Below are 15,725 nucleotides of genomic sequence, written 5' to 3' on the forward strand. Positions count from 1 at the left end.
AAAACTGCAGAAGAATTTAAATCTTTTATGAAGCAACCTACAACAATTGGTATTATTGGCCTTGGTTATGTCGGATTACCATTGGCTGTTGCGTTTTCAAAGAAATACAAGGTTGTTGGTTTCGATATCAATGCCACTCGTATCAAGAATTTAAATGCAGGCCACGACAGTACTTTAGAAGTTTCCGATCAGGACTTGCAGACTGCTTTAACGCCAAACACCTCCAAAGGATTAGTACTGACAGATAAGGCCTCAGATTTGGCAGCAGTTGGTTTTTACATTGTAACGGTACCAACCCCCATAGACGACAACAATCAACCAGACCTAACTCCTTTGATCAAAGCGAGTGAGACCTTGGGAGCTATCTTAAAGTCAGGCGATATAGTGGTTTATGAATCCACCGTATATCCGGGAGTTACCGAAGAGGTCTGCGTTCCTATTTTGGAACAAAAATCTGGCTTGACCTTTAACAAGGATTTCTTTGCCGGCTATTCGCCAGAGCGTATCAATCCAGGAGACAAAAAACATACGGTAACGCAAATATTAAAGGTAACCTCTGGTTCCACACCAGAAGTAGCCAAACTCATCGATGAGGTCTACGGCTCCGTTATAGATGCAGGTACGCACTTAGCACCGAGCATCAAGGTGGCCGAAGCTGCTAAAGTGATAGAGAATTCTCAGCGCGATATCAATATTGCCTTTGTAAACGAATTGTCTAAAATTTTCAGACTGCTAGATATCGATACCCAGGCGGTCTTAGAAGCTGCCGGAACCAAGTGGAATTTTTTAAAGTTTACTCCAGGACTGGTCGGCGGGCACTGTATAGGTGTAGATCCGTATTATCTGGCGCAAAAAGCCATGGAGTCGGGCTACAACCCGGAGATCATCTTAGCAGGCAGACGCATGAACGACAGCATGGGGAATTATGTTGCTCAAGAGGTGATCAAGCTCATGCTAGCCAAAGAAGCCACCATAAAGGGGGGAAAGGCCTTGGTTATGGGTATTACTTTTAAAGAGAATTGCCCAGACACCAGAAATACGCGTGTAGTTGATGTAATTGCTGCGCTTAAGGAGTATCATTTAGAGGTCGATGTCTTTGATCCTTGGGCCAAACAAGAGCAGGTGACGGCAGAATACGGCCTCACTGTTAAAAATAACGAAGCAGAATTGGCAAGTCAATACGACTGTATAATCTTAGCGGTTGCTCATGATGCCTTTAAACAGATCGACATAAGTAAACTTAAAGGTGAAAAGAGCGTCGTTTTCGATGTAAAATCTTTCTTGCCAGAAACTGTAATTGACGGAAGACTCTAGCCATAAAAAAGTATGACCTACCACAAAGAATCCTTAGCAAATCACAAATTTCTCATCACGGGAGGTGCCGGTTTTATCGGTAGTAATCTGGTGAAATATCTGTTAGATAATGGGGCTGGTCTGGTACGGGTTTTAGATAACCTATCTAACGGCTATAAAGAAAATATCACTCCTTTTTTAGAGGCGCCGAATTTCGAATTTATAGAAGGAGACATTCGCGATCTAGAGACTTGTAAGCGCGCCATGGAAGGTATCGATTATGTCTCCCACCAGGCAGCGCTGGGGTCTGTGCCTCGTTCCATAAACGATCCGATAACCAGCAATTCCGTAAATGTGTCCGGATTCTTGAACATCTTAGTGGCCCAGAATCAATCGCCAACAGTTAAGCGATTGGTTTATGCTGCTAGTAGTTCTACCTACGGAGATAGCAAGGCCTTGCCCAAAGTAGAGGATCGCATTGGGAAACCTATTTCACCTTACGCGGTGACCAAATTGGTCAATGAGATCTATGCTGATGTATTTTATAAGACCTACGGCACTGCGACCATTGGCTTGCGTTATTTTAACGTTTTTGGACCCAATCAAAGCCCTAATGGGGCTTATGCGGCGGTGATCCCTTTGTTTATGAATGCCATTAAACAAGGAGAAGCTCCTACCATACACGGCGATGGCAGTCAAACGCGAGATTTCACCTTTGTTCAGAATGCCGTAGAGGCGAATATTCGCAGCTTTTTCGCTCCGCAGACCGCTGTTAATGAAGTATACAATATTGCTTTTGGAGAACGAATCAGCATTTTGGATTTGTGGAATAACTTGGTTGAACTCTCTGGAACAGCTGTTAAACCAGAATTTGGACTCAGCCGACGCGGCGATGTAAAAGACTCTCTGGCAGATATTAGCAAAGCGAAAAGACTGTTAGGGTATGATCCGCAGTATTCTGTAAAACAAGGACTTGCCTTGACTTGGAAATTCTTTAATAGCAATTAATGGAAGAAAAGTGGCTCTATACCATAAGTGCTAAACGTAGCAATTGGTCGTTGAATCTCTTAGAGATTTGGCGGTATAGAGACCTGCTGATGCTCTTTGTTAAACGCGATCTGGTTACCGTTTACAAACAGACCATTCTTGGACCTCTTTGGTATTTTATTCAGCCCTTGCTCACCTCGGTGATCTTTACATTGATCTTCAATAATATTGCCGCTATAGATACAGGCATAGTCCCTGCATTCTTGTTCAATTTAGCCGGAATCACTTTGTGGAATTATTTCAAAGTGTGTCTTACGGGTACAAGTAATACATTCAAGCAGAACGCAGCTATTTTCGGTAAGGTATATTTCCCGAGGTTTATTGTTCCGCTTTCTAAGGTCCTATCTAATCTAGTGAAACTGCTAATTCAAATGTTTATACTAGCAGGCTTTTACGTTTATTTCGTTGTGGTAGAGGACAGAGCACTCAGTCCAGACGCTCATATGTTGTTGCTGCCCGTTTATATAGCCTTAATGGCGATCTACGGCTTGGGTATGGGTATGATCTTATCAACCATGACCACCAAGTACCGAGACCTTTCCATACTGCTGAGTTTTATTGTTCAACTGCTGATGTATGTTTCGGCAGTTCCTTATCCGATAGGTCAACTAAAGGCAAAAGTACCTGAGTACAGTTGGATAGTGGATTACAATCCGCTAGCACAACTTATAGAAGGGTTTCGTTTTGCTTTATTTAATGCGGAGGGCTTAGAATTCAGCTGGACGAATCTACTTATAACTGCTGTTGTTGGCCTTTTACTTTTTATATTGGGATTGGCCTTGTTCAACAGAACAGAAAAGAATTTTATCGATACGGTCTAATGAAGGAAACGATCTTAAAAGTGGAAGAACTGTCTAAACAATACCGCCTCGGCTTGGTCGGTACCGGTTCGCTTGTCCACGATTTAAATCGATTCTGGCATCGCATACGTGGAAAAGAAGACCCGTACTTGCAAATTGGTAGTGTTAACGACAGAAGCAGCGCGGCTACCGGAGACTATGTCTGGGCCCTGCGGGATATTAATTTCGAAGTCAAGAAGGGAGAAGTTCTGGGGATCATTGGTCAGAACGGAGCCGGTAAGTCCACCTTATTAAAGCTCTTATCTCGCGTAACTTCGCCAACTACCGGGGCAATAAAAAGTAGAGGGCGTATCGCTTCACTGCTAGAAGTAGGAACCGGATTTCATCCGGAGTTAACAGGGCGAGAAAATATTTATTTAAACGGAGCTATTTTAGGAATGACCAAAGCCGAAATTGCTTCTAAAATAGATCAGATCATTAGTTTTTCTGGTTGTGAGATGTACATTGATACACCGGTAAAGCGCTACAGCAGTGGAATGACCGTTCGTTTGGCATTTGCAGTTGCTGCTCATTTAGAACCAGATATTTTGGTGGTCGATGAGGTTCTGGCCGTAGGTGATGCCGAGTTTCAGAAAAAGGCCATCGGTAAAATGCAAGAGATCTCAAGCGGCGATGGAAGAACTGTGCTGTTTGTGAGTCATAATATGGGGAGTGTTAAAAGCTTATGTAATAGTGTAATTGTTATATCTAATGGAGTAATCTCCTTCAAGGGTGACGTAGATCAGGGAATTGCTTTTTATTTAAGTGAAAATAACCTTAGTGGAGTAAAGAATGTATATTTGCCTCAAGCGAATGAAGATAAAGCCATATCTGGTGTCCGTTTGATATCGGCGAAAATAACTTCTTTTGGACAAAAAGATGATGCTCCCATAGCAATGGATCATCAGATTTTAATGTGTTGTTTGTTAGAGGTTGATAATCCTTCTAGAGATGTGAGTTGTATTTTTCAATTTAAAGATATTGATGGCAAGATATTATTTGTTTCAAGTAGCCATTGGGCGGAAAGTGTTGATACTTTATATCAAAATTCTAGGGCAATTATTAAACTAGAAGGGATAATCCCGGGAGATTTTTTTAACGAAGGCGAGTTCACGGTGAATGTTATTGTTGCTGAAAATCAAAACCAAACACTTTTTTCAAGGAGTGATATTTTAATCTTTAATGTAAATCCAAAAACTAAGCATTTAGGCTCCATGATGGTGAAATCTAAAGGGCCTCTAAAACCCAGTTTTAAATGGCATAAATCAATTATAGAATGATCAACGTCACCAAGACATTTTTACCGCCACAAGCTGAGTATTTTGCAATTTTAGAGCGTGTATGGTCTAATGCCTGGATTACTAACAGAGGACCTTTAGTTCAGGAACTAGAATCTGTATTACAGCAAAGACTAACCAGTCGGGAGCTTGTTCTTATGGCAAACGGAACTTTGCCATTGCAGATAGCCATTAAATCCTTAGATCTTAAAGGAGAAATTATTACAACCCCATTTAGTTATATTGCTACAACATCTAGTATTTTATGGGAAGGATGTTGTCCAGTTTTTGTTGATATTGACCCCAATTATTTAACTATTAATGAGAATTTAATTGAAGCCGCTATAACAACCAAAACTACCGCAATTTTGGCCACGCATGTATACGGTAACCCTTGCCATGTTGAGTCCATTTCTAAACTGTCAAAAAAATACAATCTTAAGGTTATATACGATGCTGCTCACTGCTTTGGAGTAGAATATAAAGGTCAGTCTATTTTTAATTATGGCGATATAAGTACCTGTAGTTTTCATGCAACTAAATTGTTTCATACAGGTGAAGGTGGCGGATTGTTTTGTTCTAAAGATTTAAGGAAAAATATCTTTGATAGGCATAATTTTGGGCATGATAAGCCAGGTACATTCAGTAGAATCGGGATTAATGCTAAAATGAGTGAATTACAAGCTGCACTGGGTCTTGCAGTTTTGCCTTATTTAGGTGAATTAGTGTGGGCGAGAAAACAACGCGTCGAAGTATATAATCAAGCATTAAAAAAAGGGCGGAGGCTTTCTATAAGAGCGAGTACAAAGTGGAATTATAGTTATTACCCATTAATCTTAGAAAGCGAAGAAATGGTTAAGCAGCTAATTGATATTGCAATAGCTGAAGGTATTAATTTGCGCAGGTATTTTTATCCAAGTTTAAATATGTTACCCTTTGTAGATTACAAAGCCATGCCCCAGGCAGAGCGAATCGCAAAAACTGTGGTTTGTTTGCCTCTTTACCATGATTTAGCGTTGAAGGATCAGTATAAGGTTATAGAAATCATTAATAACTTGTAAACTTTGAAGCCAACATTGCCTGTTTTTATTATCGGAAACCCAAGATCTGGAACGTCATTACTCCGATTGATGCTAACCAGTCATCCAGATGTGATCATTCCTCCAGAATCACATTTTTTTTTGTGGTTAGAGGAAAGATATTGTCATGGAATAACTCAGACAAACAAATTAGATTTTATTGAAGACCTGTACAAAGCTACCAAGTTTGAAACATGGGAGATAGACAAGGAGTCGGTTTTATCATTATTAAATGTTAATTACATCTCTTATTCAGAAATCATTAAAAATATCTACATGCTCTATGGCCAAAATCACAATAAGGTAAACCTGAAGTATTGGGGTGATAAAAACAAACTTTGGAAGCAGAAACTGCCGAAAATATTAAAGTATTTTCCTAATACTCGCTTTATTCATATTGTTAGAGATGGTCGAGATGTGGCATGCTCTTTTAGATCATTAGTTGAATTGTCATTAAATTCAATATATGCCCCAGTTCTACCCACAGAAATTACGGAGATCGCTGAACGATGGCGTACTAATTTACTGGCAATTAACACTTTTTTAGATGGTGTCAACCCTCTTTACAAACTTACAATAAGATTTGAAGATTTGATTATCGACCCCGTAAATACTTTAATGGTTATTATGGAGTTCCTAATGCTTGAATTTGATCAATCTATGTTGGACTTTTCAGAAGAAAACAGAAAGCATGGTTATGAACCTAATGAATTTATGAGTTGGAAGCTAAAATTAAATTCTAAGTTAGATACTTCTAATATAGGTAAGTACAAGCAGTTACTTACCTTATCAGAAATAAATTACTTTGAGTCAATTAACAATAAATGGTTGACAAAATATGGTTATGAATAGTAAGTCATATTACAATGCTATAGCTAAAAATTATTCGAAATTAGCCCGTAAGCGTTTAAAATATTTAATGGCTGTTGAGGCTATCATCACTAAATCTCAAAACATTGATAGTTATTTAGATATTGGTTGTGGAGATGGAAAACGAAGTTTGCGTATTATAGACCAACTTAAGCCTAGAAAGGTTGTTTTATTGGATGAAAGCGATCAGATGCTTCAAAATATTAACGCCTCTCAATTAGGGGTTATTGAAGTAAAGGTTGGTAATTATTTAAGTCAACCTATAGAGACAAAATTCGATTTAATTACCTGTTTATGGAATGTTTTTGGACACCTAGAATCAAAGGAGATAAAGTTGTTATTTTTAGAAAAGATACATAACAGTCTTACAGAAAGCGGAATTCTTTTTTTAGACATAAACAACCGCTATAATTTAAAAAGTTATGGAATAAAGGCTGTATTCCAAAATATATTTAAGGATTTTACGGGTAAGCAAAATGCAGGTTACTATAGCTTAAACGCTGGGACTGATATTTCTTCACAAGTTTATATTCACAATCCATTTGAGATGGATAAATTATTAAAAAGGGCCGGATTTAGCAAGGTTAAAAAGTATTATATTGATTATGATACCGGTGAAGAAAAATCAACTTTTTTAGAGGGACAGATTTTATATCGTGCAGATTATTAGAGTAAATCGTTGGAATATTTAGGGACAAATAAAAGAATAAATTCTATTACTCCTTTGGTTTCAGTATGTGTTCAGGTGTATAACAATGAGGAATATATTGAGAAATGCTTAAATAGTATATTAAATCAAAATACAGATTTTGTTTTTGAAATAATTGTTGGTGAGGACGATAGTACTGACTCCACAAGAGACATTTGCAAAGCATTAGCAGAGCGGCATCCTGATAAAATTCGATTGTTTCTAAGAAGCGAAAAAGACAAGATTTTTTATAAGGGCAGAAAGACCAGTAGGTTTAACTATATGTCTAATATTTATGCTTCTAGAGGTGAATTCATTGCCTTGTGTGATGGTGATGATTATTGGATTTCTAACGATAAACTCCAACAACAAGTCAAAATGTTACGAGATAACAAGTCTTTAGTGGCAGTGCATCACTGGCAAAAGTATGCCATCGAGCAAGACGGTGTCTGGGTGGAGATAGATGCGCCGACTGGCTCTGGTTATGGTTATTGTAGCAACCACGTATCTACGGTAGAACAAATTTTTAAAAATCAAATGCGTCTTAAAGCAAGAACCTTGATGTTTAGGAATGTTGTCTCTGAAAATTTCTTTCCAAATTGGTTTACAAAAGTTGCTTTTGCGGATGTGTCTTTATCATTTTTATTGGGTAAATACGGAAACTATGGTTTTCTTGATAAAGATCTTGCAGTATATAGGCAATCTAATTCCGAGCGACTTTCAAACTTAGGGTTAAAGGAACTTGGTAAAAAAAGATTTAAAGTAGAGCACTTGCAAAATTATATCGAAATCTGGGATCGAGCAAATATCCACTATAAATATAAATACAACAAAGAAACTAGGAGTGTGGTCAAAGGCTTTTATCGAGATATAATTATCAACATGCCAGATTGTTACAAAGCTTATATTAACCTTTTAAAGTATAATAGTTTAATTCGACCATTACCTTTTTATAGAACCTTTTACAGCAGCGTGTACTTAATTGTATACATGACTCCAATATTATACAAGAAAATCAATAGACGAATAAGAATAAGGTGAAAGACAACGCACTAATATTCATAGTATCACAACCTAGAAGCGGTTCCACCTACCTGCAAAATTTACTGTCTAATAACGAGCAAGTCAATACCTGTAGTGAGCCCTGGGTCTTACTTAATTATGCAGCCCAAATAAAACCAAAATTAGTTCAAGGTACTTACGATCACAAGTTTGCGGTGGCCGCATTAGAGGCTTATGGCGATAGCTATGGGAAGGAGTTTTTATCTGAAAGGCTTCGTGATCACATATTGTCAATTTACGCTCCTATGGCAAAGGGCTATTCCTTTGTAATAGATAAGACTCCTCGGTATTGGGAAATTCTCCCGGAGATCGCAGACTTGTTCCCTGAAGCAAAGATCATTGTGCTTAAACGAGATCCTGCTGCCGTGGTTCGTTCAATGCTCACTACCTATCATATGAAATCGGTAGGGGAGCTGTTGCGTTTTTCTCGGGACCTGCTTTTTGGGCCTAAGAAGATACAGGCGTTTTTAAAACAAAATGAATCGAATAGCCAGGTGTATAGTTTGCGTTACGAAGATCTAATAGACCAAACTGCTAGCTGTGTTAAGGAGCTATATGATTGGGCAGGAATAACTTATTGCGATGCAGTCTTGAACACAGCAAACAATACCAAGTTTAAAGGGTATTTTGGAGATCCCTATCAGAACAAGTCCAAAGCATCTAAAGGGGAATTACCGAGTTGGGCCACTAAATTTCTGAACGGGTATGAGGATTTTCTCGGTGCAGATTTTTTAGAGGAATACGGTAATTATCAGCTCAGTTCAACGGCCCAAAAAACAAACCATTTTAATGCCTATAAATTCTTTAGTGCTGGGCAACATGAGCCTGCTTCAGCTGGGTTTAAGTCTTGGTTAAAGCGGCGATATTTTGGTCTTCTAGGTATTAAGTAATCCGCAGCGTATGATAAAGTCCTTACTTAAAAAGATAATCAACAAAACGGGCTACAGCCTAATTGCCAATCACAACAAGCCGGCCAAGAACTGGTTCACTATGGATCGCGACTTGGCACGCACAGCAAGGCGTATAAACGAGGTTCACACTGTGATTGATGTGGGCGCCTCAGACGGGCGTTGGTCTGCAGCTTGTATGCGTGCTTTTCCCAAAGCCAATTACCTCTTGGTAGAGGCACAAAGCAGACATACAACTGGGCTGGAAGCTTTAAAGACCGAGCATCCTAATGTGGATTATGTCATTGCAGTTGCCGGCCCTTCGGATGGAAAGGTATTTTTTGACGATAGTGACCCATTTGGCGGACAGGCCAAGACTGCCATTGATACCTCAGAAAATACGACCGAGCTTCCGCAGATAAGTCTCGATAATGAAATTCATAGAAAGTCTTTAAAAGGCCCTTTCTTGCTAAAGCTAGATACACATGGTTATGAGATTCCCATATTAGAAGGTGCTAAAGAACTGCTTAAACAAGCCGAGTTGGTCATTATTGAAACCTATAATTTCAAGCTTACAGACAGTAGTCTGCGGTATTGGGAAATGACTAAATATATGGAAGAGCAAGGTTTTGCTCCCATAGAACTTGTAGATTTTATGTTGCGAGAGAAGGATCAAGCCTTTTGGCAAATGGACACCTTTTATATTCGCAAAGACCATGCGGTTTTCAAGTATAACAAATACAAATGATCCCTTAGCTTTTGTCTGTAATAGAGCCCTTAAAAATATCTGTTGTTACGCCTAATTACAATCAAGTAGACTTCTTGGAATCTACCTTGCGTTCTGTTTTAGAGCAAGACTATCCCAATTTAGAATATATTGTAATCGATGGTGGGAGTACAGACGGTTCGGCGGACTTGATCAGGTCCTATCAGGACCAATTGTCCTATTGGGTCTCTGAACCGGATAAGGGGATGTACCATGCCATAAATAAAGGCTTTGCCAAGGCTACAGGTGATATTATGTGCTGGATAAACAGTGACGATGTGCTTTGGCCTGGGGCATTGAGATACGTAAATGAGCTATTTGCAAGCAGGTCTGAGCTAAATTGGTTACAAGGTTACCCCTCGGTTATTGATGAGCAAGGAGCCTTGCTCTATCAGCGTCCACCCGTTGCAACAAGAGCATATTTCTATAAGATGAGATTTTTAGACACCTTCGAATTCATTCAACAGGAGTCTACCTTTTGGAGACGCAGTTTGTGGGAACAAGCAGGAGCTCATTTAGATATGTCTTATTCTCTTGCTGCGGATTTTGAACTGTGGATGCGGTTTTTTAATCACCAAACCTTGTACTGTAGCAGGCAGCAGTTGGCCGCTTTCAGAAAGCGCGATGGGCAGCAAAGTGCAGACCAGTCCACTTATTTACAACAGGCGCAAAGAGCAGTTCGTACGCATAAGGCTAAGTTGAGCCTATTTGATAGCATTAAAATGTCTTTGACCAAAGGTGATTCCAACATCCAATGGATCGATTAGTATGACAAGTTTTAGCATCATCATACCGACCTATAATTCCGGCCAAACCTTAGAGGCGGCACTTTCTAGCATAGCCGAGCAGTCTTTCAAAGATCTGGAAGTCATCATTCAAGATGGTAATTCTCAAGACGACACTGTAGTGGTTGCCGAGCGTTATGCTACGCGCATCTCTGCATTGCGTATTTACGTTGAAAAGGACCAAGGTATCTACGATGCCATGAATAAGGCGATGACCAAAGTTACAGGTGCATGGATGTTCTTTATGGGTAGCGACGACAAATTCCATTCCAATACGGTCTTACAGCATATTTTCGGGCAAACACAACGATCTAAGGCGGATGTTGTCTATGGCGATGTTCAAATACTAGGCGATACAGGTTGGGCGAAAGATGGCGAACGATATGCAGGGCCTTTTAACCTACAGAAGTTGTTGAATCAAAATATTTGCCATCAGGCCATGTTTTACAGATCGGACTTTGTTAAACAAAAGCTTGGAGATTTCAACACGGACTACACCAAAAGTGCGGACTGGGACTTTAACCTAAAAGCTTGGGCCAATGGGAAGTTTGAATATTTGGATGTAGTGGTTGCCGATTTTGCCGCTGGAGGCTTATCGTCCAGCAGTACAGATTTTAAGTTAGAAGCAGATTTTGTTCAGAATGTTTTAAAGTACTTCCGCATTTCTCCTTTTAACCAAGCTGTCAATCGGACTGATTTCATCTATTACAGTCAAGTGGTAGCAATCCAAAGAGAAAAGTATAAATTGCAGTATCAATTCAGGCGCCTCATGGCCAAAATTGTGAAGAAACTCGGTTTAAGATCCTAATGAATACAGCCAAGCACCTTGCGTTTACCATCTGCTCCAACAATTATATGGGTCAGGCCATAGCGCTTAAGAACTCCTTGCTAAAACACAATCCAGACTTTAGGTTTTACATTATTTTGGTAGACCAGCTTCATCCGGAAGCGGACTATAGCTTATGTGAGCCAGCTACTGTAATACCAGTGGCAGAAGTTCCCGGTTTAGACCTTCAGGACCTTATTGCTCGTTATTATATCATTGAATTCAATACCGCAGTCAAGGCTTCGGCTTTTAAGTATCTGATCGCCCAAAATCCTGATGCCGAGAGTATCTATTATTTAGATCCGGATTTGTATTTCTACGGAGCCCTTACAGAGACCAATACACTATTAAAGCAGCGATCAGGTGTGCTAACACCACACATTTTGAATCCCATTCCAAGAGATGGTAAACAACCGGATGAGAATACCTTTTTGCGTTTTGGGATCTACAATCTTGGGTTTCTAGGTTTGAATCCGCAGCATGAAGCGACAGCTCAACTTTTAGATTGGTGGGAGCACAGAACCTTGAATCACGGTTATGACAGACCTAACAAAGGATATTTTGTGGATCAGCTCTGGATGGCCTTAGCGCCAATCTTTTACAAGGATTTTGCAGTGCTACGTACGTTCAATTACAATATGGCGCCGTGGAACCTGCATGAAAGGCAAATTGTTTCTATCAGTGAAGACAGCGTCTTATTGAATGACGGTTCGGATCTGGTCTTTTATCATTTTAGCAAATTGGCCGAAGATTCGGATGCGATTTCCAGAGAATACAATCGCTACGATTTCAACGATTTCCCGCTGCTTAGGGAATTGTATACCGGTTACCGACAGGAACTTGTTCGATCGCAATTTGACTCTTTTAGAAAGATTCCGATCGCATATCCAGTTCGCATGCCCTATGAGGCCAAAATAGTAAAGCGTTCGCTTTTAGCTAGGATATTTAAGAAAATTGGAAGTATACTAAATAAAATCGGCGATAAATTGTAAATGATGGTTTCCATAATTACAATAAATTATAACAACAGCGCAGGGCTTGAATCCACCATAAAAAGTGTTATATCTCAGCAAAGAGTTCGTTTTGAATATTTAGTAATAGACGGCAATAGCACAGACGGGAGTAAAGATGTTTTAGAAGCATTTAAGCATAATATTGATTACGTGGTTTCTGAAACTGATCGCGGAATTTACCACGCAATGAATAAGGGGATAAAAGCAGCTACAGGCACTTATTTACTTTTCTTGAACAGCGGTGACGTGCTTTTGAATGAACAAGTGTTGTATTGTGCTAGCCCTTATTTAAAAACAGGCCTCGACATATATTATGGAGATCTTCAGTATGTGGAAGCAGGTAATACCCATAGAGCTCATTTCCCAGAATTTCTAGACTTTAAGTATTTTTTTAAGGCTTCATTGCCTCATCCTGCATCATTTATTAAACGTTCTTTATTTGATGAGGTGTTTTATTACAACGAAGCTTTAGATATTGTTTCTGACTGGGAATTTTTTATTTGTGCGATTTGTAAATATAATGCGTCATACCAACATTTGGATCTGGTCGTTAGTGATTTTGAACCAGGAGGAATATCTTGGGATCCAAAATACAAGCTGCTTCAAGCTAATGAGCGTCGAGAATGCTTACAAAAACACTTTCCTAGAAAGTATATCATTTACAAAACACATCAAAGAATAGCAAATAAGCTTTCTAAACTAAAAAGTATACTAAAGCCAAAATGAGACATACTCTAAAATATTGGAAAAATAGGATCTTAGGGAGTCAAAAGGCCCCAATAACTAGTCATGAAACTTATCTTAATAAACTGCTAGATAACGGACTCACCATAGGAGAAAGTTTTAATATGCTGCCGGAATGCGTCATAGATTTCTCACATTGTTGGCACATAAAAATTGGGAATTCTGTTACTCTGGCTCCAAGAGTAATGATATTAGCGCATGACGCGAGTACCAAAATGCATTTAGACCACACAAAGGTAAAAAATGTCGTTATTGGAAATTATGTATTTATAGGCGCTAATAGTATTGTGCTTCCCGGGGTAAACATAGGCGATAATGTCATTGTTGGTGCCGGTTCTGTACTAACTAAAAATGTGCCGTCAAATTCAGTTGTTGCAGGAAATCCGGCTAAGTTCATTTGCACCATAGAAGAATACTTAGCACGTGAGAAAGCCAATATGAAACCGTCTAATACTTTTGGAGCTGAATATACTTTAGATCAGCAGCTAACACAAGGAATGAAAGAGCAGATGTTGGGGTGTATAAATGAGCAAGGATGTCTCTACGTCTTTTAGACGTTAAAAGGATACCGCATGTTGACTCCCAAAATTATTCATTATTGTTGGTTTGGTAAAAAACCGCTTCCGCCGCTGGCCCAGCAGTGTTTGTCCAGTTGGCGCCAGTACTGTCCGGACTACGAGATCATCCTGTGGGATGAATCAAACAGCAGCAAATACTTCAATACTTTTTGTGAGCAAGCCCTGCGAGAGAAGCAGTATGCCTTTGTAGCAGACTGCGTTCGGGTAAAGGCCTTGCAAGAATACGGCGGGTTTTATCTCGATACAGACATGCTGTTGGTTAAGCCAATAGACGAACTGAGAAAGTATAAGTTCTTTTCTGCCTATGAGGTGCCTGGGCGTGTAGCCTATGGATTTTTTGGAGGCCAGAAACAGCATCGCTTTTTTAATCTGATGGCAGATTTTTACGATAAGAATTACTTTAATCGCTACTCGCTGCCGGTGATCACCCATACTTTTAAAGCGCAAATTCAAGACGATAATTTGCAAGAGGGAGAGCTGCTTTTTCCTCCGGAATTTTGCTATCCGATGCCCTATGAGCAAAGAGACGAAGATCCGCAGCAATTCGTACTTCCAAAAACCTATGGGATTCACCTTTGGGATCATTCTTGGAATCCAGACAAAAAAGAAAGCTTGTGGTGGTTGCTCATACAATTTCTGAAGGTCCATCAGGATTATTATTTTTACAAATATCCTAAAGCGTATTTGAGACGGTATCGAAAAGGATTTGCCAGAAGGATCTATCACAAACTAATCGGAAAGTCATCGGCTTAAAAGTTGTCCACATAACCAATTCTGCTTTCGGAGGTGCAGGCATAGCTGCAAAGCGACTCCATGATGCTTTAAACAATTTATCACCCCAGGTTCAATCGGCATATATTTCTAAGAGTAAAACGCTGGGTTTTAATGGTGAACAATGGGAAAGTGATCCGCTTCTGAGCTATTCAAAACCCAAGGGGTTGCGCAGCTTGAAGTTAAAACTTCAGCAACGATTCTTCCCAGATACTTACACCCGATTACTTCGTACCCTTAAGACTTTGGTCAATCAAGGACCTTATGAGATTCTCAGTGGGCCTTATTCCAGATTCAAATTAGAGGATCACCCTTTGGTAAAAGAAGCCGATGTGATCCACTTACATTGGATCAACGATATGGTAGATTTGAGTTTTTTTCGGACCATAGATAAACCCATAGTTTGGACCTTACACGATATGAATGCCTTTATGGGTATTTTTCACTACAGCACAGATAAGCAAAAGGTCAATAGTAGCGCCCAAGCCTTAGACAGGCAAATACTAGAATTAAAGGCTCAGGCTTACACGCATTTAGATCGATTGGCTGTGGTTACACCTTCTAAGTGGTTGCTAGAAGAGGCGCAAGCAAGCGCAGTTTTTCCACAGGCGGATTTTTATCATATTGCCAACCCTATTAGTTTTGCAAAGGCCAACAATAGTGCAACCCAACCTACATCCGCAGCTAATACAGCTATCGTAATTGCTCAAAATCTGCTGGTGGAGCGCAAGGGAATGCAACTGCTTAAAGATGCCCTAGCGGCGGTAGACTTTCCATTGACACTCTTTGTTTTAGGAAAGGGCAATATCGATTTTGACAATCCGAACATCAAGGTTGAATCTCTTGGTGTAGTTCGAGATTTCGATCAGATCTCGGCCTATTATGAAGCGGCAGATGTACTGATATTGCCGAGTATAGAAGATAATCTTCCCAATACTATGGTAGAAGCTTTGCGCGTTGGGACCCCTATAGTTTCCTTTAGGGTAGGAGGTATGAAAGAGACCCTTCGGGATGAATTCAACGGCCTTATGGCTGACAGTATTTCTGCGGAGGCATTAGGGCAAACTCTTAATAAGTTCTTTAAAGAAAAACACCATTACAACCGAAATGCTATCCGGGAAGATGCTAAATTGCAATTCGAAGCAAAAACTCAGGCCCTAAAATACCTGGAAGTGTATAAAACAATAACCCCATGAAATG

The 15,725-nt window shown here is 39.7% G+C and carries 17 protein-coding genes; all 17 read left to right on the plus strand.

Translation table 11 applies throughout. The features are described from left to right. Nucleotides 1-27: 27 nt before the first annotated feature. The 17 genes from BTO09_RS10715 (at nucleotide 28) to BTO09_RS10795 (ending at nucleotide 15,721) form a co-directional block, all read left to right on the plus strand. Nucleotides 28-1,314 carry a nucleotide sugar dehydrogenase gene (locus BTO09_RS10715; protein ID WP_087524775.1) on the plus strand — a complete coding sequence of 429 codons (1,287 nt, stop codon included), beginning with the start codon at nucleotides 28-30 and terminating at the stop codon, nucleotides 1,312-1,314. Nucleotides 1,315-1,326: 12 nt separating this feature from the next. Then, on the plus strand, nucleotides 1,327-2,301 hold the full coding sequence (locus BTO09_RS10720) for an SDR family oxidoreductase (protein ID WP_087524776.1): 975 nt from the start codon (nucleotides 1,327-1,329) through the stop codon (nucleotides 2,299-2,301). Then, complete coding sequence (locus BTO09_RS10725; RefSeq protein WP_087524777.1) at nucleotides 2,301-3,161, plus strand: ABC transporter permease; 861 nt, start codon at nucleotides 2,301-2,303, stop codon at nucleotides 3,159-3,161. The genes BTO09_RS10720 and BTO09_RS10725 overlap by 1 nt, the downstream gene beginning before the upstream one ends. Then, nucleotides 3,161-4,459, plus strand: a complete 1,299-nt coding sequence (locus BTO09_RS10730; RefSeq protein WP_087524778.1) for a polysaccharide ABC transporter ATP-binding protein — start codon at nucleotides 3,161-3,163, stop codon at nucleotides 4,457-4,459. Before BTO09_RS10725 ends, BTO09_RS10730 begins: the two co-directional genes overlap by 1 nt. Further along, the gene (locus BTO09_RS10735) at nucleotides 4,456-5,517 is read left to right on the plus strand and encodes a DegT/DnrJ/EryC1/StrS aminotransferase family protein (protein ID WP_087524779.1); all 1,062 of its coding nucleotides are present in this window, start codon (nucleotides 4,456-4,458) and stop codon (nucleotides 5,515-5,517) included. The genes BTO09_RS10730 and BTO09_RS10735 overlap by 4 nt, the downstream gene beginning before the upstream one ends. A gap of 3 nt (nucleotides 5,518-5,520) precedes the next feature. Then, nucleotides 5,521-6,387 (plus strand): sulfotransferase, encoded by an 867-nt coding sequence (locus BTO09_RS10740; protein WP_087524780.1) that lies wholly within the window; start codon nucleotides 5,521-5,523, stop codon nucleotides 6,385-6,387. Then, complete coding sequence (locus BTO09_RS10745; protein ID WP_157663490.1) at nucleotides 6,380-7,075, plus strand: bifunctional 2-polyprenyl-6-hydroxyphenol methylase/3-demethylubiquinol 3-O-methyltransferase UbiG; 696 nt, start codon at nucleotides 6,380-6,382, stop codon at nucleotides 7,073-7,075. The genes BTO09_RS10740 and BTO09_RS10745 overlap by 8 nt, the downstream gene beginning before the upstream one ends. 9 nt (nucleotides 7,076-7,084) lie before the next feature. Continuing rightward, a complete protein-coding gene (locus BTO09_RS10750) occupies nucleotides 7,085-8,134 on the plus strand; it encodes a glycosyltransferase (protein WP_087524782.1) in 1,050 nt (349 codons plus the stop codon). Further along, on the plus strand, nucleotides 8,131-9,045 hold the full coding sequence (locus tag BTO09_RS10755) for a sulfotransferase (protein WP_087524783.1): 915 nt from the start codon (nucleotides 8,131-8,133) through the stop codon (nucleotides 9,043-9,045). The genes BTO09_RS10750 and BTO09_RS10755 overlap by 4 nt, the downstream gene beginning before the upstream one ends. Nucleotides 9,046-9,055: 10 nt before the next feature. Further along, nucleotides 9,056-9,790: an FkbM family methyltransferase gene (locus BTO09_RS10760; protein WP_087524784.1), complete on the plus strand. Its 735-nt coding sequence runs from the start codon at nucleotides 9,056-9,058 to the stop codon at nucleotides 9,788-9,790. 11 nt (nucleotides 9,791-9,801) lie between these two features. Next, complete coding sequence (locus BTO09_RS10765; RefSeq protein WP_087524785.1) at nucleotides 9,802-10,575, plus strand: glycosyltransferase family 2 protein; 774 nt, start codon at nucleotides 9,802-9,804, stop codon at nucleotides 10,573-10,575. Nucleotide 10,576: 1 nt separating this feature from the next. Beyond that, entirely contained in the window at nucleotides 10,577-11,401 is an 825-nt protein-coding gene (locus BTO09_RS10770; RefSeq protein ID WP_087524786.1) for a glycosyltransferase family 2 protein, read from the plus strand. Next, entirely contained in the window at nucleotides 11,401-12,411 is a 1,011-nt protein-coding gene (locus BTO09_RS10775; RefSeq protein ID WP_087524787.1) for a hypothetical protein, read from the plus strand. Before BTO09_RS10770 ends, BTO09_RS10775 begins: the two co-directional genes overlap by 1 nt. Continuing rightward, entirely contained in the window at nucleotides 12,412-13,158 is a 747-nt protein-coding gene (locus BTO09_RS10780; RefSeq protein ID WP_087524788.1) for a glycosyltransferase family 2 protein, read from the plus strand. A 203-nt stretch (nucleotides 13,159-13,361) separates the two neighbouring features. Next, nucleotides 13,362-13,730 (plus strand): DapH/DapD/GlmU-related protein, encoded by a 369-nt coding sequence (locus BTO09_RS10785; protein ID WP_232454950.1) that lies wholly within the window; start codon nucleotides 13,362-13,364, stop codon nucleotides 13,728-13,730. Nucleotides 13,731-13,748: 18 nt separating this feature from the next. Further along, the gene (locus BTO09_RS10790; protein ID WP_087524790.1) at nucleotides 13,749-14,507 is read left to right on the plus strand and encodes a glycosyltransferase family 32 protein; all 759 of its coding nucleotides are present in this window, start codon (nucleotides 13,749-13,751) and stop codon (nucleotides 14,505-14,507) included. Nucleotides 14,508-14,692: 185 nt separating this feature from the next. Next, a complete protein-coding gene (locus BTO09_RS10795; protein WP_087524791.1) occupies nucleotides 14,693-15,721 on the plus strand; it encodes a glycosyltransferase in 1,029 nt (342 codons plus the stop codon). Nucleotides 15,722-15,725: the final 4 nt, after the last annotated feature.

The sequence above is a fragment of the Gilvibacter sp. SZ-19 genome (assembly GCF_002163875.1).
Lineage (GTDB): Bacteria > Bacteroidota > Bacteroidia > Flavobacteriales > Flavobacteriaceae > Gilvibacter.